The sequence below is a fragment of the Kitasatospora sp. NPDC085895 genome, assembly GCF_040702125.1.
Taxonomy (GTDB): Bacteria; Actinomycetota; Actinomycetes; order Streptomycetales; family Streptomycetaceae; genus Kitasatospora; species Kitasatospora arboriphila.
Genome location: NZ_JBFBJY010000032.1, coordinates 1 through 18125, shown reverse-complemented (window position 1 = coordinate 18125; position 18125 = coordinate 1). Strand labels below are relative to the sequence as shown.

The window sequence follows — 18125 nt, the reverse complement described above, 5'->3', positions numbered from 1 at the left end:
ACGGCCGGTGTCAGATCTCCGCATGGCAGCAACATGCCACCGCCGGTCGGCGGCCCCGGTGGCGGCGCTACCGTGGAGAACGCGCGACGGGGGTCCGCGTCCGTTCACAGTTCATCCATCGGACCGTCGGGATTGCCCGCAAGAGTGTTCTGTGTTCGAGCCGGTGACGATATGCTCGCGCCCTGTCGGATCCGCCGGTCGACCCGCTCGGGGGAGGGTGTGATGGTGTTCGCACTTGTGGTGGCGGGCTGTTGAGCGGGGTGGCGCCGATCGGCCTCGATCCGTTCGGCGAAGCCGTCTACAGAACGATGCTCCTGCACCCGGAGCTCGACACCCGCGGCATCGCGGAGCGGCTGGAGTGCGCCGAGTCCGAGGTGCGGGCCGCGCTCGACCGGCTCGCCGACCTGGCGCTCACCAGGCCCACCGGCGCCAGCGACCGCTGGCGGGCCGTCAATCCGGAGCTGGGGCTGGCGACCTTACTCGCCCGGCAGGAGGCCGAGGCCGCCCGCCGCCAGCAGGAGATCGAACGCAGCAGGGCCGCGATGGCCGGCCTGATCGCCGAGTACGCCAGCGTCCACGCGCCGGCGAACCAGCCGGGCATCGAGCTCATCAGCAGTCTCGACGAGGTGCGCGACCGCCTCGTCCAACTCGCCTCCGACGCCGCCGCCGAGGTGCTGTCGTTCGCGCCGGGCGGGCCGCAGCCGCCGCAGGTGATGGAGGCCAGCCGGGTCCTCGACCAGGAGACCCTGCAGCGCGGTGTCCGGATGCGCACCGTCTACCAGGACAGCGTCCGCAACGACCCGGCCACCGTGCACTACGCGCGCTGGCTGCACGGACTCGGCGGGGCCGTCCGCACGGTGCCCACGCTGCCGCTGCGGATGATCCTGGTCGACAACGCGACCGCGATCGTGCCGATCGACCCGGAGGACGCCCGCAAGGGTGCCGTGCTGCTGCGCAGCCCCGGGGTGATCGCGGCGCTGCGGGCCCTGTTCGAACAGGTCTGGGAGCAGGCCCGGCCGCTGGGCGAGAGCGTCCAGCGCGACTCGCACGGGCTGACCGCGCAGGAGCGCGAACTGCTGCGGCTGCTCGCGGAGGGGCTGACCGACGAGCGGGCCGGGCAGCGGCTCGGCGTCTCGCTGCGGACGGTGCGGCGGATGATGGCCGACCTGATGGTGCGGATGGACGCCCGCAGCCGTTTCCAGGCGGGCATCCAGGTCGCCGCGCTGGGCTGGCTGGGCGAGGCCGGCTCCCGCTGACCGCCCGTCAGGCGGGCACCGCCGTGGCGGTGGTGGTCTCCCGGAGGCGCAGGTGCGCGGCCCGGTCGAAGTGGCCGGCGCGTGGGGCGAGCACGGTGGCGGCGGAGAGGGCGACGGCCTCCGCGAGCACGGCGGGCCAGGGTGTTCCGGTGAGCAGTCCGACCGCGAGTGCGGCGACCACGGCGTCGCCGGCGCCGGTGGGGTTGCCGGCCACGGCCTCGGGCGGCGCGCACCGCCAGGCTCCTTCGCCGGTCAGTGCGTACAGGCCCTCGGGGCCGAGCGAGGCGACCACGGCGCCGGCTCCGCGGCGGTGGAGTTCGGCCGCGGCCGCGGGGACGTCGGTGCGGCCGGTGGCGGCGAGCAGTTCGGCGGCGTTGGGTTTGACGGCGGTCGGCCCGGCGGGGAGCGCCGCGGTGAGCGCGGGCCCGTCGGCGTCCAGGACGGTCGGCACCCCGTGGTCCCGGGCGAGGGCGACGAGTTCGCGGTAGCCGTCCCCGGGGGCGCCGGGCGGCAGGCTGCCGGAGAGCACCAGCACGCCGGCGGCGGGGAGCGCGGCAGTGACCTCGGCGGCCAGCCGTCGCCACTCGGCCGGGGAGATCCGCGGCCCGGGCTCGTTGAAGAGGGTGGCGTCGTCGCCGTCCGCGACGGCGACGGTGCGCCGGGTGTCCCCGGCGACCGGCACGGCGCGGTGGGGCAGTCCGGCGGCGGTCAGGTCGGCGGCGACGGCGGTGCCCGTCGGGCCGCCGAGCGGCAGCACGCAGAGCGCCCGGTGGCCGAGTGCGGTGAGCACCCGGACGGTGTTGACGCCCTTGCCGCCGGCCTGCGCGGCGACCGCGCCGACCCGGTGGGTGGTGTGCGGGCGCAGCGCCGGCACGGTGTACGTCACGTCCAGGGCCGGGTTCGGTGTGACCACCAGCAGCACGGTCGATCCCCCACTCTGCGCAAAGATGTTTGCAATCGACTCTGATCGAGCAGATTCAAGCACACTACTTGAGCAGGCGGGAGAGTCTGCGGTCGGCGAGCGTCCGTCCGCCGGTCTGGCAGGTCGGGCAGTACTGCAGCGAGGAGTCGGCGAAGTTGACGGACCGCACGGTGTCCCCGCAGACCGGGCAGCGCTCGCCCTCGCGGCCGTGCACCGCGAGCCCGGCCTTCTTCTCCGCCTTCAGGCCGTCCGCGGGCACCGCCCTGGCGTGCTCCAGCGCCTCGCCGAGCACCGCGTGCAGGGCCCCGTGCAGGGCGGTCAGCTGCTCGGGCGTGAGGGTGGCCGCCCTCGCGTACGGCGAGAGCTTCGCCCGGTGCGCGATCTCGTCCGAGTAGGCGTTGCCGACCCCGGCGATCACGGCCTGGTCGGTGAGGAAGGTCTTCAGCCGCTGCCGGGCGCCGGCGGCGAGCCCCGCGAGCCGCTCCTCGGTGACGGCGAGCGCGTCCGGGCCGAGCCGGGCGATGCCGGACACCCGGGCCGGGTCGGCGACCACGTACGCGGCCAGCCGCTTGGTGGTGCCCTGCTCGGTGACGTCGAAGCCGGAGCCGTCGTCGAGGACCAGCCGCAGGGCCAGCGGTCCGCGCCGGCCGGGCGGCTTCGCGGGGAAGGACGCCCGCCGGTGCACCCAGCCGGCCCGGGCGAGGTGCAGCACCAGGTGCGGGCCGCCGTCGGTGGCGAGGTCGAGGAACTTGCCGTGCCGCCCGACCCCGGCGACCGGCCGGTCCTGCAGTGCCTGCGGGGGCGGGTCGAAGGTCTTCAGCACCTGCACCGACAGGACCTCGACGCGGGCCAGCGAGCGGCCCGCGCAGGCCTCGGTCATGCGCTCGGCCAGCGCCTGCACCTCCGGTAGTTCGGGCACCTCCCCAGTCTGGCCGGGCCCGGCCCGGGCGGCCATCGGATCGCCCGCAGGGGTGGTGGGGCTCCTCGCGGCCACCGGGCGCCGGTATCGTACGGGCGTCATCGCATCACCCAGAAGGAGCACCTGCCGAGATGGACATCGACAAGGCCAAGGCGAGTTTCAGCCGGTTCGACATCAACGGGGACGGGTTCATCTCGCCGGAGGAGTACTCCAAGGTCATGGCCGAGATGGGCGACCCCTACGTGACCGTGCCGGTGGCCCAGGCGGTCATCGCCAAGGCCGACACCAGCAAGGACGGCCTGCTGAACTGGGACGAGTTCTGGGCGATCCAGAAGGGCTGACGCCCGGCCGACGGGCCCGGCCGCGCGGGGACGCCCCCGGTGCGGCCGGGCCCGCGGCGTCCCCGCGTCCGGGTCAGTGGCGCAGCAGCCGGCCGAGGCCCTCCCGGGTGGCCGCGACCACCACCAGGTCGCCCGCGTCGAGCAGGTGCTCCGCGGGCGGGTTCCAGCGCAGCTCCGGTCGGGCCCGGTAGGCGAGGCCGAGGTCCCGGGCGCGCCGCTCCGGCTCGGCGACGTCCAGGGCGAGCACCTGCCAGTGCCCGGGGCAGTGCGCCGCGGCGACCGTCCGCCCGGCGAGCTCCGGATGGCCGCCGACGTCCACCGCCGCGAGCAGCAGCACCTGCCGGCCGACCGCGAACGCGCCCAGCACCTGCCGCCCCATCATCGCGGAGGCGAAGGCCGGCGCCGACAGGAACGAGACGCTGTGGCTGCGGGTCTCCGCCGACGGGTACGAGTCGCGCAGCGCCCGGTACACGTCGGCGGCGAAGTCGTCGTCGAACAGGCCCATCACCACCCGCACCTCGGGATTGCACTCGCGGGCCGACAGCGCCGCCTCCAGGTTGGTGGAGTCGTTGCTGGTGAGCGCGAGCATCGCGCGGGCCCGGCCCACCCGGGCCGCCTCCAGCACCCCCTCCTGGGTGGCGTCGCCCAGTACCACCGGCACCCCGTAGGCGCGGGCCCGGGCGACCCCGCGGGCCGTCGGGTCGCTCTCCACGCAGACCACCGGCAGGTCCAGCTCGCGCAGCCGGTCCAGCACCCGGCTGCCGACCCGGCCGAGGCCGAGCAGCACCACGTGGTTGGAGATCCCGCGCGGCGGGCGGCGCAGCGCCGAGGCGGCCCGGAAGGTGCCGAGCGCCTCCAGGGCGAGGGCGGTGAGCAGCGGCATCAGCAGCAGGCCGCTGAGCGCGGTGAGGATCTGCAGCACCTTGCGGGCGGGGGTGTCGGCGGTGGCCGGGTCGGCGATCGCGATCACGTCCAGCACCGCGAGGTAGGCGGTGTGCACCGGGTTCTCCCCGGTGAGGGCCGAGGTGAGGCCGGCGAACAGGGCGAGCAGGGCGGTCAGCGAGCCCAGCGCGAGCCGCAGCCGACGGGAGAACAGCGCGGCGACCGGCAGGCCGGACAGGCCCGGCAGGCGGCGGCGCGGCCGCCGTTCCTCGGGGTGTCCGAGGAGTTCCAGGACGAGCCGACGGCCCTCCGGAGGCGGCGCCGCGCCCGGGCCGGGCAGCAGCACGGGGGAGCGGCCCCGGCCGCCGGGGAGGAGGGCGAGGGTGGCCAGTTCGGTGCCGGCGGCCGGGGTGTCCGGGGGCAGTTCGGCGGCCCGCAGCAGCCGGCCGTCGACGTGCACCACGGCCGGATGGCCGGAGACGGCGGCGGAGACGAGGGCGGGCGCGGCGGTCGCCGAGGTGGACAGCACGGTGGTGGAGGCCTCGGCTGCGGGCCCGCCGTTCGGCGTCCGGGCTGCGGCGGCCCGGTCGAGCAGCTGGCCGACCCGGCGGCCGAGCCGCCGGTTGTAGACCCGCAGCACCAGCCGGACCCCGGGGTTGAGCCGGCGGGCCCGCAGCGCGGCCTGCACGTTGGCCTGGTCGTCGGAGCCGGTCAGCGCCAGCGCGGCGGCCTCCCGGATGCCGGCCTCGGCGAGCACCGCGGTGCTCGGCTCGGCGGCCTCCACCACCCGGACGGGCAGCCGCCGTTCTTCGGCCAGCGCGGCGATCTGCGGGCTCTGGCCCTCCCGGAGGGAGCGCACCACCACGGTGACCCGGCGGCCGTACAGCGTGGTGAGTTCGACGGCGAGCCGGAGGGCGAGGGTGTCCTGACCGCAGACGATCATGTGCCCGCCCTCGTCCGGCCGTTCGACCGCGGCGGGCCGCTCGGCCTCGGCAGGCCCTTGGGCCGGTGCGGGCCGGCCGGCCGGGTCGGCGCCGCCGTCCGCCGGGGCGGGCTGCGCGGGCAGGGCGGGAACGGGCCCGGTGGTGGTGGACATGCCGCCATCCTGGCAGGACCGTGACCGTAACGCGATCTTCCCGCAGCCGCGCTGATGATTCGTCACGTTCGCACAGGTTGGTACCCTCGGACGTCTGCGACGGGGACGGGAGCGGGCATGGACGCAACAATGGTGCCGGTGGTCGTACTGGTGGCGGCCGCACTCCACGCGGTGTGGAACGCCCTGGCCCACGCCCTCCCCGACAAGGTGGTCGGCTTCGCCCTCATCAACGCGGCCTTCCTCGGCGGCGGCGTCCTGCTCGCCTGCCTCGCCCCGCTGCCCGACGCCCGCGCCTGGCCCTACCTGGCCGCCTCCGCGGTGCTCCAGGTGCTCTACCAACTGCTGCTCCTGCAAGCCTACCGGCTGGGCGACTTCGGGCAGATGTACCCGCTCGCCCGCGGCACCGCACCCTGGCTGGTGGCCGCCCTCTCGGTGCTGGTGCTCGGCCGCCCGCTCGGCACCGGCCAGTGGGCCGGCATCCTGGTGATCTCCGCAGGACTGGCCGGGTTGGCGCTGGCCGACGGCGTACCCGGCCGCGCCCAACTGCCCGCGGTGGCCGCGGCCCTGGGCACCGGCGCGATGATCGCCGGGTACACCGTGGTCGACGGGACGGGCGTGCGGACCTCCACCACCGTGCTCGGCTACATCGCCTGGCTGTTCGTCCTGCAGGGCGCCGGCATGCTGCTCACCGCCGTGCTGCTGCGCGGCCCCTCGCTGTTCTGCGAGCCCGGCCCCGGCTGGGTGCAGGGCGTCACCGGCGGGGTGCTCTCCCTCGCCGCGTACGGGCTGGTGGTGTGGGCCCAGGCGCACGGCGACCTGGCGACGATCGCCGCACTGCGGGAGACCAGCATCGTGATCGCCGCGGTGATCGGCGCCCTGGTCTTCCGGGAGCGGCTCGGGGTGGCCCGGATGGCCGCCGGGGCGGTGGTGGTGGCAGGCATCGCCGTCCTCCAACTCGCCCCGGCCTAGTTCGGTCAGACGTACGAGGGTCGGCCTGCGGCCCGGCACCTGGCTCCTTGAAGTCGGTCGCCCGGCGCAGGTACCCGCTGTGGGCGCCCAGCCGCGCGGAGGAACCCTCCCAGGCACAACCAGGTGCGGCTCGGCGTGGTCGTCCTGCTGGGGCAGCACCCTGCTCGGTGGTGCGGGGCCGGCTGATCCGGCGTCACCTCGGGCCCCGCCTGCTCGGCGGCGTGGTGGCATGGTGGTGGCGCCCGAGTAGGCGTACGTACGGTGAGACCAGCGCCTCAGGCTGCGCGTACTCGGGCGGGGAGCAGTGGCGTCCGGAGATCCTGCCCGGCATCCGCTGCCGGCGTCACCGGGAAGCGGGCAGCCATCCGTTCTGGACGGCATGAACGCCGGCTTCGAAGCGGCTGCGGGCTTCGAGGCGGGTCATGAGGTCGGCAGCGATGCGACGGGCGGTACGCGGCGAGACACCCAGCCGGTTGGCGATGGCTTCGTCCGTCAACCCCTGGGCGAGAAGGCGCAAGACCTCGCGTTCTTGGGGTGGCAACGGCTCCTGGACGGCTGAGGGCGATGACCCGAGCGGGGTGGCTGCGGCCCATACGCTTTCGAACAACGCACAGAGCGCCGCCACGATGCCTTGCCCATGCAGGACCACCGCACCCACGCTCGCGTCCGCGGTGTCGTTGGGCAGCACAGCCTGACATCGGTCAAGGATGATCATCCGGACCGGAAGGGTGACTGTCGTCCGGACCTGCGCTCCCAGGGAGTGGAGCCAGTTCACGTGGTCCCGGGTGGGCTGGTGGTTCCGGACGCTGTCCAGGTAGACGGTGCGCATCAGCACACCGCGGCGGATCAGCGCGCTGTTCGGCTCCCTGCTCGCGGCGAGGTCTTCCGCCGTGTGCGCGCCCCCGGGCGCGAAGGTCATCACCTCTTCCTTCACCGTACGGCCGAGATCCGCCAGTCGGTCCCGAATGGCCTCCGGACCATTCAGGTGCTCGCTGTCGGGCCCGGAAACGAGCGGACCGGCCGTGGAGCACTCGGCGATGAGTTGCGCTGCGGCAGCGCGCGAAGCCTCCAGCTTCATCTGCTGCGCTGCGATCTCCGCCTGCTGGCGCGCGAGCAGTAGCTCCATGCCCCGCTCGGGGTTGACCGCCCGGAAGCCGATCGCCGGACCGCTGGACGGGGTGACCAGTGCCAGGGAACTGAGCTGGTCGAGGCAGAGCCGGACGTCCTGCTCCGACAGGTTCAACATGCCGGCGAGTGCGGCCAAGCCCGCCTCGGGACGGAGGAGCATCGCCCGATATACCCGCTCTGTATACAGATCCAGTCCCAGCGAGTCGAGCATTGGTCCCCCGGCTGTGCAGTGTGCTTAGGCGTGCGCGTGTCAAAGATACTCGGGCAGGAGTGTCACGCGGGAGGCCGGTTTATGCAACTGCATAAATTGTCCAGCTTGGGTCGGTGTGTACAGGATTGCCGCCGGACAGTATGAGGGGCATGTATCTCGTTCATGCAAAATTTCTTCCGGTACCGCACGCCACGTTCCCCGACGACATCGGCGAGTTGGTCGCGCGTGGTGCCGGACCGGACGAAGCGGTCGAGCATGTGAGCGTCCACGCGGACGCTGCAGGCGGGCCGGTTCTTGGCCTCTACGTCCTTGCGTCCTCGCTGGTCGCTGCCGAGCGGACCGCCGCCGCGGTCTGCCGGCGGGCAATCGAGTCCGTGCCCGCACTGCGCGGGTGGTCGCTCGTCCGATCGGAAGTCCCTCTCATCGCCGCGTCGGGCCGTGGACACGTTATGCCATGGACGGATTCGGCCAGCCGGGATCCCTTCCACCCCTTCTAGCCGGCGGTCCATAGTGATGGGCACCGAAGGAAAGACCCGTTCGGAGCGAGAGAAGCGCCGAAAGGGAAATCAGGAAGGAGCCCACGATGTTCTCCCCCCGCATGATCCGCGCCGCAGTCCTTACCTTTCTTGCGGCTTCCGTGTTTCTTGCCGGCCATTTCTCGAATTCCGACGGGTCCCGGGTGGGGCTGGCATCGGCCGTTGTGGCCGAGGACCTGACCTGGGGCCAGTGACTGGAGGCCGTACGGCCCCGTCTGGCCCTGCCGCGATCACGTTGAGGAGAACGAGAACATGGGTGGATCAGTCGCTTTTGACGCTTCCTCTCTGACGGACACCGCCCTTCGGGTCCGGGTCGGCCGGCTGGGCAGCAGGCTGCCGCAGGAGGCCGTACACCGCTTCAACACCTACGGCGCGGTGATCCTGGAGCTCCCGGAGCCGCCCACGGTGGAAGAGATCCTGGGGCTGGAGAAGTCGCTGGGGACGATCTGGCATCACCAGCGTTCTGAACCGAACGGTATTTCGGTGATCGAGCCGACCGGCAATCCGCCGGGTTTTCTGGGCACCATGCCTGATGAGCACCCACCTCACACGGACGGTGCGTACAGCGACGACCCGCCCCGGATCGTTCTTCTGGCCTGCGAGTACGCCGAAGCGTCCGGCGGGGACTCGATCCTGGTGAGCGCCGCGACCGCGCACAACCGCGTTCTGGAAAAGGGAGGTTACCTCCTTGACTCGCTCTATGAGCCGGACGCCCTGACGATCACCCGCAACGGTGCGATCGCACGCAAGGCCGCGTTCTCGGGCGTCGCCGGCCAGGTGGGGATCTGCTTCCGCAAGGACGACCACTCGACCACGCACGCGACCGGGGCCGCGGCGCACGCCGTCCGGGTGCTCTCGGACATCGTCTCGACCCCCGACCTGCAGCTCACGACGACCCTGCGCCGCGGCGACGTGCTGCTGATCGACAACTGCGCGATCCTGCACGGCCGGACGGCATTCGACGCCACCACCGGGCGGCGACGGATGCTGCGGGCGAACTTCATGGGCAACGGCGACCAGCAGCTCGAGTTCGGTTTCACGGCGACGCGACAGGTGGGCGATGTCCGCCTCGCGGGGTGAACTTCTGTGGGGCTCTGTCGCCCCCGCATCCGTGGTCGGCGAACCGGTGGCCGTGATTCACCAGGCGATCGCGCCCCCTGTCCTGGACGGCGCAGTCAAGCCGGCGAACCCGCAGGGCTACCTCGACTCCGCCGCGGACATCGCCCACGCACTCCTCCGGCGCGGCCACGCCGTCGTAACCCCGTGCTCCAGTCCGCGACCCGGCCAAGACGGCGACTGGGCCTATCCGGATGCAGCGGCCGGTATCGCAGACGCGGTCGCAGCCGGTGCCCGCGTCGTCTGGGCGAACACCACCCTCTTCCGGTCCCATCCGCTGTCCGGGTTCGCGGCACGGACCGACCTGAAGGTCGTCGGCCAGGGGCTTCGGACGGTCGAGCGCTTCGAGGACAAGCGCGTCTGCCACCTGATGTGCCGGGAGGCCGGCCTGCCGGTGCCGCGGCAGTCAGTGGTGGACCTCGGCCCGGCGGCCGGCTCGGCCGCGCGGTCGGTCGAATCCGTGCTGACGGACGGGCACTGGACGTTCCCGGTCGTGGTCAAGCCGCTGCGCGGCCGCGGCAGCGACGGCGTCCTGGTCGTCGGCTCGGCCGCGGAGGCGGTCGCGCACATCGAGGCCCTGGCCGCGTCCGGTGCGACCGCCCCGGACGGTCGACCGGTCTCCCGCTACGGAAACCGCTATCTGATCGAGGAGTTCTTGCCCGGCGACGAGTGGACCGTCACGGTCATGCCCCCGGGCCGATACCGCACGCCGGACGGCACCGGTCAGGTGGCCAAGCCGTGGGCACTGCCGCCGATCGGCCGGACCGGCCACCAGGACGGCGTGCTTCCCTACAGCGGTCGGGTGCCCGTCTCGTCGAACAGCACTCCCGTCCGGACCACCCACGCACTGGGCGAAGCCCTGCGGTCGTGCGAGGAGGCCGCCCACCGCATCGGGATCACCGCTCCGATACGCATCGACTGCCGGCAGGACGCGCAGGGCCGTGTCCGGCTCTTCGACATCAACCTCAAACCCAACATGACCGGTCCGGGCCGCCCGGGCCGAGAGCACATGACCAACCTGGCCGGCATGGCGGCGGAGGCTATCGGGTGGTCCTACCCCGACCTCCTGACTGCCATGGCCGACAACGCCGTCCCCATCGGCCGGACAACACAGTGAAGTCGACACAGGAGAGTGCAGTGCGACGCGTAGCCGTCACATTCGTGCTGGTCACAGGAACATTGGCGACCTGCGGGCTGATCGCGAGGACGCGGTCGGTGAAGCGGCTGCGGCTGTCCGCCGACAGCGCCGGTTCGCCCGCCGGCAGCGGATGGAAGCCGCTGCCCCACACCCCGCCGACCGTCCGCCGCATGAGGAGGATGTCATGACAGCTGTACTCGGCATCTCGTGCCACTTCCACGACGCCGCCGCCGCGCTGGTCGTCGACGGCCAGGTCGTCGCCGCCGCCGAGGAGGAACGGTTCACCCGGCGCAAGCACGACGCCTCGTTCCCCTCGAAGGCCATCGAGTTCTGCCTGCGCCAGGCCGGTATGAAGGCCGCGGACCTCGACCACGTCGCTTTCTACGAGCGGCCGTTGACCAAGCTCGGGCGCACCCTGGCGACGGCCGCGGCTACCCTGCCGGCCAGCGCCGCGACCACTGCCCGCAGCCTCCGTTCCTGGGCCTCCGAGCGGCTGTGGATCCGCTCCACCATCGTCCGGGAACTCGGCGTGAAGCCGGACTCCGTGCTCTTCTGCGACCACCACGAATCGCACGCCGCCAGCGCCTTCTTCGCCTCGCCCTTCCAGGACGCGGCAGTGCTGACCATCGACGGCGTCGGCGAGTGGAACACTGCGACCTTCGGCAGTGCACGCTCCGACTTCGACGGTGGCCGCAACTCCCTGCGGATCACCCACGGCCTGGAGTTCCCGCACTCGCTCGGCCTCTTCTACTCCAGCATGACCGACTACCTCGGGTTCGAGGTGAACGAGGGCGAGTTCAAGGTCATGGGCATGGCCGCCTACGGGGAGGCCAGGTACGTCGACGAGCTCAGCCGGATCTGCCGGATCGGCGACGACGGCTCGATCCGGCTGGACATGCGGTACTTCGAGTTCCACCGCTCCAGCCTCCGCTCCTTCTCGCCCCGGCTGATCGAGCTGCTCGGCTCCGACCCCCGCGACCCTGCCGTTCCGTTCAACACCGCCGCCGAGGGCTCGGCCGGACGGTACAGCCGGTTCTACGCCGACGTGGCGGCGAGCGTGCAGCGGCTCTGCGAGGACGCCGTGGTGGCGATGGCGGACGCCGCCCACCGGGCACACCCGTCGAAGAACCTCGCCCTCGCCGGCGGCGTCGCCCTGAACGGCCTCGCCAACACCGCGGTCCTGGAACGGACGCCCTTCGAGAACCTCTACATCCCTCCGGCCCCCGGCGACTCGGGCGGCGCGCTCGGTGCCGCTCTCCACGTCTACAACGTGGTCCTCGGCGGACGCCGCCGCTACGTCGGCCGTGACGCCTACCTGGGCGCGGAGTACGGCGAGGGCGCCATCGCCGAGGCCGTCCGCCAGTGGGGCGTCGAATCCACCGTCTACGACGACGACAAGCTGCCCGTCGCCGTGGCCGAGCAGATCGCCGCGGGCAAGGTCGTCGGATGGTTCCAGGGCCGGTTCGAATGGGGCCCGCGGGCCCTGGGCAACCGGTCGATCCTCGCCGACCCGCGCAGGGTCGAGATGAAGCACCTGATCAACGAGAAGGTGAAGTTCCGCGAGCAGTTCCGCCCGTTCGCCCCGGCGGTGGCCGAGCGTGCCGCGGCAGAGCTGTTCGACGGCCCGGTCGAACAGGACCCGGCACGGTTCATGCTCATGGTGATGCCGGTCAGCGAGCGGGGCGAGAAGGTCCTGCCGGCGGCCAGCCACTTCGGCACCGCACGCGTGCAGACCGTCCACGAGGACTCCAGCCCGCTGCTGGCCCGCCTGGTCGACGAGGTCGGCACCCACACCGGCACCCCCGTGGTGCTCAACACCTCCTTCAACCTCAAGGGCGAGCCGATGGTCGCGGCGCCCGAGGACGCCCTGTCGACCTTCATGCGCAGCGGCCTCGACCTGCTGGTGATGGGTAACCATGTCGTTTCGAAGGACTGATCCCGCCGTCCTGCACACCCGCTACGCGCTGGCCCCGCAGATGCGCGCCTACGACGCGCTGGAACCCCACGTGCACCCGTACGTCGGGCTCTCCGCGCCGCGGGGCGCGCGGGGGACGGTCGTCAGCACCGACGCCGAGGGCTTCCGCCGCACCCCGTGGCGCGGCGGCTGGACGGACACCGCCAGTGCCCCGTCCGCACTGGCCGGGATTCTGCTGGGGGGGTCGTTCAGCTTCGGGGTCGGGGCGAGCGGCGACGGGACCACCATCGCCGCGCACCTGGCACGCAGCAGGTCCGAGCCGTGGCTGAACCTCGGCATCAGGGCGGGCAACTCCGGCCAGGAACTGTCGTCGGTGCTGCCGTTCGCGGCGCAGGCCCCAGTCGTGGTGCTCTGCAGCGGCGTCAACAACCTGGTGGCGGAGCTGCAGAGCACCGGCCCGGACCAGGTCTACGGTCCGCTGTTCTTCGAGGAAGCGGTGGCCGCAGTCGGCTCCGTTCCGGTCCACGACCTGGTGGAGCAGCTGAACGGGGAGCGCCCGGGAGGCGGGGCCGCCCTTGACCGGCTCCGTAGCGCGTTCGGGCGTGGAGCGCAGGCCCGGCGGCCCTCCCCGGCCGCTCCCGCCCCGCACGGGCCGACCTTGGCGGACCGGCGGGACCGCGCGCTCGCCCGGCAGGTCCGGGACCTGTCGCTGCTCGTCCGGATGACCGGCCCGGAGAAGGTCCTGTTCTGCCTCCAGCCGTTCGCCGAGGCGCGCTCCCGCACGGCGGTGCCGCAGGAGCAGCAGCTGCTCGGCGTGCACGACCGGCGGCAGGGCCCCCGGTGGGAGCGGGTGCGTGACTTCGCGCTCGCCTCGTGGCCCTGGTTCGCGGCCTCGATGGAGGCGGCCTGCCTCGGTCTGGGCGTGCGCTTCCTCGACCTTGAGGCCGCGTCGTTCGAGGGCTGGTCCTTCGTCGACCGCGTCCACCTGACCGACGACGGCTACGAACAGGCCGCCCGACGAATCACGGAGGAACTGTGATGCTGAGAGTGCTCGACTGGATCCTGGTCCTGCACGCCGGACTGACCGCCCGCGCGTCCGGCGCCGCCGCAGGCGGTGGGGGCGCCGCCGACCGCCGCGCCAACCAGGGCAACGTCTATCCGCTGTGGTGACGGGCGCCCCGGCCGGCGTCCGCACCGCGCTGCGCGGCGTCCCCAGCGCCGTCCTGGTGGACATGGACGGCACTTTGGTGGACACCGAGGACCTCTGGTGGCAGACCGAGGTCGCCCTGTTCGCCGAGTGGGGCCACCGGCTCGACGAGAAGGCCCGCGGCCACGTGACGGGCGGGCCGATGGAGCGGGTCGTCGAGTACCTGCTGCGCACGACCGGGGTCGACATCGGCCCGTCCGAACTCGCCGCACTGATCGGCGAGCGGTTCCTGCGCCGGCTGGACGAGCAGATCCCTCTGATGCCGGGCGCCGTGGAACTCCTGTCGCTGCTGGCCGACTCCGGCATCCCGGTCGCCCTCGTCACCGCCTCGCGGCGCGACGTCGCCGACCTCGTCCTGGCTGCCCTGGGGCGCGACCGCTTCGCGGTGTCCGTCTCGGGCGACGACGTCCGGCGGAACAAGCCCTGCCCGGATCCGTACGTCGCCGCCGCCACGGACCTCGGTGCGCAGCCGCGGCACTGCGTCGCCGTGGAGGACTCCATCACCGGTGTCCTGGCGGCCGAGGCGGCCGGATGCCCGGTGATCGTGGTGCCGTCCGTGGCGCCGATCGCGCACGGTCCCGGGCGCACCGTCCTGCCGTCGCTGCACCGGATCGATCTCGAACTCCTGCAGCGGCTCGTCCGCTGAACCGAACCGGCAGCCCCCGGGGGCGCTGCCGACCCAACCCCACGCATGTGGCACACCTGTCTCGGAGAGAGAATGACCATCGTTGCGTCCACCGTGCTGGACATCGCCGAACACTCGCTCAAGGTGAGCGTCCACGAGACCTCGGCCGGCACCTGCCTGTCGATCGGGCGGCTGAAGGACGTCTCCGGCACTCCGCCACTGGTGCGGATCCACTCGTCCTGCCTGTTCGGCGAGGCCCTGGGCTCCAGCGACTGCGACTGCAAGCAGCAGCTCACCAGCGCCCTCGACCTGATCGGCAAGGACGGCCACGGCGTCGTCGTCTACCTGTACCAGGAGGGGCGCGGCCTGGGGATCGCCGGCAAGACCGAGGCGATGGAGCTCCAGCGCACCGAGGGCATCAACACGTACGAGGCCTTCGCCCGCCTCGGGCACGAGCCCGACCCGCGCGACTACACGGCGGCGATGGAGGCACTCGACGACCTGGGGATCACCGGCGAGGCCCGGCTGATCTCGAACAACCCGAACAAGCGCCGCGAGCTGGAGCGGCACGGCATCAGGGCCACCGAGCTCGTGCCCCTGGAGTACGAGGTCGACGTCAAGGCCCGGGACTACCTGTTCACCAAGCGCGAGCAGGGAAACCACCGGATCGACCTGGACCGCATCACCTTCACCGGCGCGCTCCGCAAGACCCGCCAGTCCGCCTGACCACCCGCCACGAACGAGGAACAGAGAAAATGACCAACCACATCGTCACCGTCACGGACTGCGTGGACATCGCGGCGAACGAGCTGCGCGGCACGCTGATCAGCACCGTGGGCGACGCCGACGTCTCCGTCGAGCCCTTCGTTCCGATCCTGCCCGCGTTCTCCGCGATCAACGGCAACCTCGCCATGCGCCTGATGGCCGACTGCTATCCGGACGGGACGGTCCTGCTGTCGACGCTCGGCCCGCTGAAGGAGCGTCCGAAGGCGATCATCGGCCGGACCCTGAAGAAGGACCTCGTCTTCATCGGCCGCAACACCGGCATCTTCGACTGGCTGACCCGGGACTTGGGCTGCGCCGAGCTCTACGACGTCTCCGCCCACTACGGCGAGGGCAAGAAGTTCGTGTCCTTCGCCGGCCGGTCGGTGACCGCCCCGCTGGCCGCGCAGGCCGCGCTCGGCGTCCCGCTGAGCGACCTCGGCACTCCGCTCGACGAGTCCGAGATCGTGCGCCTCGACCTGGCCGACGGCACGATCGCGCACATCGACAACTTCGGCAGCATGAAGTTCACCGGCGGCCTGCCGAGCACCGAGGAGGGCGCCCGCTACCGGGTGACCGTGAAGGGACGCAGCGTCGAGGCGGTGTACGCGCACCGGATGATCGGTCTCGACACCGGCACCTGGTCGCTGTTCCCGGGCAGCTCGCTCGGCATGTTCGAGCTGGGCTGCGTCCGTCACTACGGGCTGCCCGAGCTCGGTGCCGAGGTCGGCGACGTCCTTGAGATCGAACTGCTCGGCTGACGCCCGCGGCGTCGGGAACGCGGTTGCCGGCGGCAGGACGACTGCCGCCGGCAACCGCGTCGGCGTACCGCTACCCCAGCTTCGCGAGGAAGCCGAGCAGGGCCTCCTCCAGCAGCTCGGGCCGCTCCAGCCACGGGGTGTGGCCGACCCCTTCGAGTTCCACGTAGGTGCTGCGGGGCAGCCGGTCGGCGATCTCGCGGACGAGGGCGGGATCGATGGGGTCGTCCTGGCCGCGCAGCACCAGTGCGGGAACGTCGAGTTCGGCCATCCGCTCCGGGAGACCCCCGTCCCGCACCCTGGCCTTGAAGTCCGTGATGACGGCGTTGAAGACCGCGCCGTCCCGGGGGACGGGGAACAGCGGCGCGGTGCGGAAGTCGGGTGCCGCGGAGCGGTCGGAGAAGTCCGAGAGCCAGAACAGCCGGGCGGCGGTGAGCTGGTTCTGTCGGTGCTCCTCGGAGCCGGCCGGCGCGGGGTCGGCGAGCGCGGCCTGGAGCTCGTCCCACTCGGCTTCGGTCAGGCGGCTCCTGCGCTGTTCGAGCGAGGACCCCACGCGGTTGGGGTCGATCCCCCCGCCGCTGAGGTAGACCAGCGCCTCGGTGCGCTCCGGGTGCTCCAGCGCGTAGAGGAGCGAGAGGTTGGCGCCCCACGAGTGGCCACCGACGACCCATCGCTCCACACCGAGGCTGCGCCGGATCGTCTCCATGTCCTCGATCAGGGCGGCGACCGACAAGGGGGCCGAGCCGGCCGTCGAACGGTGGCAGCCCCGCTGGTCGTAGCGGACGGTCGTCCGGATGCCGTCCAGCATCCCGGCGAGTCCGCCGAGGTTGTCGCACAGGCCCGGGCCGCCGTGCGAAAGAAGAATCGGCGCCCCGGCGCCGGAAATATCCGCCCAAATGACGGCGTCGCCACTCTGAATAAACTGTTCTGCCATGTCCTCATCATACCGGCAGGGAAAGGTCTCTGAAAAGACAATGAATCAACTCGAATCAACCTGGCACCCGGTGACGATCCGGATGGAGAGCCGGCTCCGCCGATTCGGTCTCAACAATGACGACCGCCGGCGCACCATGACGCTCTCGCTCTCCCATGTCTTCACGGGCGCCGACCTGGACGTCGAACGCCTCCGGGCCGCCCTCGGCTGCGTGTCCGACCGCCATCCGGCCCTGCGCACACGGTTCCGGCTGGTCGAAGGCGGCGATCCGGAGCAGTCCGTGCTGCCCGAGGGGGAGGTCGACGTCCCGCTGGAGATCGTCCGCTGCCGGCCGCTGAGCAGCGACGGGGCGCCCACCGCGGAGGCGCGGGAACACCTGCAGCGGGAGACCGAACGGAGTTTCGACCTGAGTTCCGGAGCACTCCTGCGCGGGCAGCTCCTCACCGACTCCGAGAACTCGCACATCGTCACCCTGTCTGCGGACCACATCGTCTCCGACGGAATATCGGCAGAATTGATGATGGCCGACCTGGTGTCCGCCTATGTGGATCCCGAGGCATTCCGGAACAAGCAGCCGGAATTCCCGCAGGGAACCCTGATCGAATTCGCGGCGTACCAGCGCGACCTCGTCGGCGGAGCCCGCGGTGAGGCACTCCTGCGGGCATGGACGGAACGCCTCCCGAACGGCGTCCCCGAGATGGTCGTCCCCCGTGACTTCGACACCTCGGAACGGACCAACGACGGCGGCCGGCTCACCACGGTCGTCGGCCCCGGCGGCCACCGGGACATGCGCCAGCGGATGCGGGAGCTGCGGGCGAGCCCCTTCGTGCTGGCCGGCGCCGGCCTGCTCGCCGAGTTCCGCCGCATGGGCGCCGACGGGGACCTGTCCTTCATGACGCCGTGCGCGGGCCGCCCGATCGACGGATTCGAGGACACCGTCGGCAACTTCACCAACGTGCTGCCGCTCGTGGTGCCCGGGCCGCGGACCGACGACTTCGCCGGGCTCGTCCGGCAGGTCCGGTCGGGCGCCGCCTGGCTGCTCGACCACCAGGAGATCCCCTTCGCCTCGATCGTCGAGGCTGCCGACCCCTCCTCGTCGCCGTTCCCGCACGAGCGGGCGCAGGTCTTCCTCTCCTTCCAGACCCGGCAGACGCCACGACTGGCCGGCATGACCGGCAGCGAGATCGGACCGGACCACGTCGACGCCCTCTTCGACATGAGCCTGTGGGTCACCGACCTCGGCAACCGGCTGCTCATCGACCTGGTCTACCGGCGGCTGCTGTTCGACGGCGCGACCGCCGAACGCGTCATGGCCGCCGTCGTCCACGCCCTCACCGGCCACCGGTGAACAAACCACCCCCGTACGGCGAGTGGCCCCCGTGGATCCAATCCACGGGGGCCACACGCCGT

The 18125-nt window shown here is 72.2% G+C and carries 19 protein-coding genes; 14 read left to right on the top strand and 5 right to left on the bottom strand.

Annotated features, from left to right (window positions below):
* The first annotated feature begins 260 nt into the window (after positions 1-260).
* Positions 261-1256: a LuxR C-terminal-related transcriptional regulator gene (locus AB0442_RS20660; protein WP_366164437.1), complete on the top strand. Its 996-nt coding sequence runs from the start codon at positions 261-263 to the stop codon at positions 1254-1256.
* Between the two features lie 7 nt (positions 1257-1263).
* Here AB0442_RS20660 and AB0442_RS20655 read toward each other — a convergent pair whose 3' ends face one another.
* Positions 1264-2178, bottom strand: coding sequence for a 1-phosphofructokinase family hexose kinase (locus AB0442_RS20655; protein ID WP_366164385.1), 915 nt, complete (start codon positions 2176-2178; stop codon positions 1264-1266).
* A gap of 64 nt (positions 2179-2242) precedes the next feature.
* On the bottom strand, positions 2243-3097 hold the full coding sequence (locus AB0442_RS20650) for a DNA-formamidopyrimidine glycosylase family protein (RefSeq protein ID WP_366164384.1): 855 nt from the start codon (positions 3095-3097) through the stop codon (positions 2243-2245).
* A 131-nt stretch (positions 3098-3228) separates the two neighbouring features.
* Here AB0442_RS20650 and AB0442_RS20645 point away from each other — a divergent pair, with 131 nt between their 5' ends.
* Positions 3229-3438: an EF-hand domain-containing protein gene (locus tag AB0442_RS20645; RefSeq protein ID WP_344623649.1), complete on the top strand. Its 210-nt coding sequence runs from the start codon at positions 3229-3231 to the stop codon at positions 3436-3438.
* A gap of 73 nt (positions 3439-3511) precedes the next feature.
* Here AB0442_RS20645 and AB0442_RS20640 read toward each other — a convergent pair whose 3' ends face one another.
* Positions 3512-5416: an NAD-binding protein gene (locus AB0442_RS20640; protein WP_366164383.1), complete on the bottom strand. Its 1905-nt coding sequence runs from the start codon at positions 5414-5416 to the stop codon at positions 3512-3514.
* A gap of 117 nt (positions 5417-5533) precedes the next feature.
* On the opposite strand from AB0442_RS20640, the gene AB0442_RS20635 reads away from it, so the two are divergent.
* Positions 5534-6385 (top strand): EamA family transporter, encoded by an 852-nt coding sequence (locus tag AB0442_RS20635; RefSeq protein WP_366164382.1) that lies wholly within the window; start codon positions 5534-5536, stop codon positions 6383-6385.
* A gap of 343 nt (positions 6386-6728) precedes the next feature.
* Here AB0442_RS20635 and AB0442_RS20630 read toward each other — a convergent pair whose 3' ends face one another.
* Complete coding sequence (locus AB0442_RS20630; protein WP_366164381.1) at positions 6729-7724, bottom strand: LuxR C-terminal-related transcriptional regulator; 996 nt, start codon at positions 7722-7724, stop codon at positions 6729-6731.
* A 149-nt stretch (positions 7725-7873) separates the two neighbouring features.
* Between AB0442_RS20630 and AB0442_RS20625 the strand changes: the two genes are divergently transcribed.
* The 10 genes from AB0442_RS20625 (at position 7874) to AB0442_RS20580 (ending at position 15784) form a co-directional block, all read left to right on the top strand.
* The gene (locus tag AB0442_RS20625; RefSeq protein ID WP_366164380.1) at positions 7874-8221 is read left to right on the top strand and encodes a hypothetical protein; all 348 of its coding nucleotides are present in this window, start codon (positions 7874-7876) and stop codon (positions 8219-8221) included.
* 86 nt (positions 8222-8307) lie between these two features.
* Positions 8308-8454, top strand: coding sequence for a hypothetical protein (locus AB0442_RS20620; protein ID WP_366164379.1), 147 nt, complete (start codon positions 8308-8310; stop codon positions 8452-8454).
* 58 nt (positions 8455-8512) lie between these two features.
* Positions 8513-9340 (top strand): TauD/TfdA family dioxygenase, encoded by an 828-nt coding sequence (locus tag AB0442_RS20615; protein ID WP_366164378.1) that lies wholly within the window; start codon positions 8513-8515, stop codon positions 9338-9340.
* A 46-nt stretch (positions 9341-9386) separates the two neighbouring features.
* The gene (locus AB0442_RS20610; RefSeq protein ID WP_366164377.1) at positions 9387-10493 is read left to right on the top strand and encodes an ATP-grasp domain-containing protein; all 1107 of its coding nucleotides are present in this window, start codon (positions 9387-9389) and stop codon (positions 10491-10493) included.
* A 205-nt stretch (positions 10494-10698) separates the two neighbouring features.
* Positions 10699-12450 carry a carbamoyltransferase N-terminal domain-containing protein gene (locus tag AB0442_RS20605; protein WP_366164376.1) on the top strand — a complete coding sequence of 584 codons (1752 nt, stop codon included), beginning with the start codon at positions 10699-10701 and terminating at the stop codon, positions 12448-12450.
* The gene (locus AB0442_RS20600; protein ID WP_366164375.1) at positions 12431-13468 is read left to right on the top strand and encodes a hypothetical protein; all 1038 of its coding nucleotides are present in this window, start codon (positions 12431-12433) and stop codon (positions 13466-13468) included. Before AB0442_RS20605 ends, AB0442_RS20600 begins: the two co-directional genes overlap by 20 nt.
* On the top strand, positions 13468-13599 hold the full coding sequence (locus tag AB0442_RS20595) for a hypothetical protein (protein WP_366164374.1): 132 nt from the start codon (positions 13468-13470) through the stop codon (positions 13597-13599). The genes AB0442_RS20600 and AB0442_RS20595 overlap by 1 nt, the downstream gene beginning before the upstream one ends.
* Positions 13596-14282 (top strand): HAD family phosphatase, encoded by a 687-nt coding sequence (locus AB0442_RS20590; protein ID WP_366164373.1) that lies wholly within the window; start codon positions 13596-13598, stop codon positions 14280-14282. The genes AB0442_RS20595 and AB0442_RS20590 overlap by 4 nt, the downstream gene beginning before the upstream one ends.
* A gap of 72 nt (positions 14283-14354) precedes the next feature.
* A complete protein-coding gene (gene ribA, locus AB0442_RS20585) occupies positions 14355-14987 on the top strand; it encodes a GTP cyclohydrolase II RibA (RefSeq protein WP_366164372.1) in 633 nt (210 codons plus the stop codon).
* 29 nt (positions 14988-15016) lie between these two features.
* Entirely contained in the window at positions 15017-15784 is a 768-nt protein-coding gene (locus tag AB0442_RS20580; RefSeq protein ID WP_366164371.1) for an SAM-dependent chlorinase/fluorinase, read from the top strand.
* A gap of 70 nt (positions 15785-15854) precedes the next feature.
* On the opposite strand, the gene AB0442_RS20575 is transcribed toward AB0442_RS20580, so the two are convergent.
* Positions 15855-16715, bottom strand: coding sequence for an alpha/beta hydrolase (locus tag AB0442_RS20575; RefSeq protein ID WP_366164370.1), 861 nt, complete (start codon positions 16713-16715; stop codon positions 15855-15857).
* A gap of 70 nt (positions 16716-16785) precedes the next feature.
* On the opposite strand from AB0442_RS20575, the gene AB0442_RS20570 reads away from it, so the two are divergent.
* Complete coding sequence (locus AB0442_RS20570) at positions 16786-18063, top strand: condensation domain-containing protein (RefSeq protein WP_366164369.1); 1278 nt, start codon at positions 16786-16788, stop codon at positions 18061-18063.
* Positions 18064-18125 lie beyond the last annotated feature (62 nt).

Bases quoted from the DNA above. Each gene is read 5' to 3' on its own strand.
- AB0442_RS20645 (WP_344623649.1), top strand. From the start codon at position 3,229: ATGGACATCGACAAGGCCAAGGCGAGTTTCAGCCGGTTCGACATCAAC.
- AB0442_RS20640 (WP_366164383.1), bottom strand. From the start codon at position 5,416: ATGTCCACCACCACCGGGCCCGTTCCCGCCCTGCCCGCGCAGCCCGCC.
- AB0442_RS20635 (WP_366164382.1), top strand. From the start codon at position 5,534: ATGGACGCAACAATGGTGCCGGTGGTCGTACTGGTGGCGGCCGCACTC.
- AB0442_RS20605 (WP_366164376.1), top strand. From the start codon at position 10,699: ATGACAGCTGTACTCGGCATCTCGTGCCACTTCCACGACGCCGCCGCC.
- ribA (WP_366164372.1), top strand. From the start codon at position 14,355: ATGACCATCGTTGCGTCCACCGTGCTGGACATCGCCGAACACTCGCTC.
- AB0442_RS20580 (WP_366164371.1), top strand. From the start codon at position 15,017: ATGACCAACCACATCGTCACCGTCACGGACTGCGTGGACATCGCGGCG.
- AB0442_RS20625 (WP_366164380.1), top strand. From the start codon at position 7,874: ATGTATCTCGTTCATGCAAAATTTCTTCCGGTACCGCACGCCACGTTC.
- AB0442_RS20595 (WP_366164374.1), top strand. From the start codon at position 13,468: ATGCTGAGAGTGCTCGACTGGATCCTGGTCCTGCACGCCGGACTGACC.
- AB0442_RS20615 (WP_366164378.1), top strand. From the start codon at position 8,513: ATGGGTGGATCAGTCGCTTTTGACGCTTCCTCTCTGACGGACACCGCC.
- AB0442_RS20575 (WP_366164370.1), bottom strand. From the start codon at position 16,715: ATGGCAGAACAGTTTATTCAGAGTGGCGACGCCGTCATTTGGGCGGAT.
- AB0442_RS20620 (WP_366164379.1), top strand. From the start codon at position 8,308: ATGTTCTCCCCCCGCATGATCCGCGCCGCAGTCCTTACCTTTCTTGCG.
- AB0442_RS20630 (WP_366164381.1), bottom strand. From the start codon at position 7,724: ATGCTCGACTCGCTGGGACTGGATCTGTATACAGAGCGGGTATATCGG.
- AB0442_RS20600 (WP_366164375.1), top strand. From the start codon at position 12,431: ATGTCGTTTCGAAGGACTGATCCCGCCGTCCTGCACACCCGCTACGCG.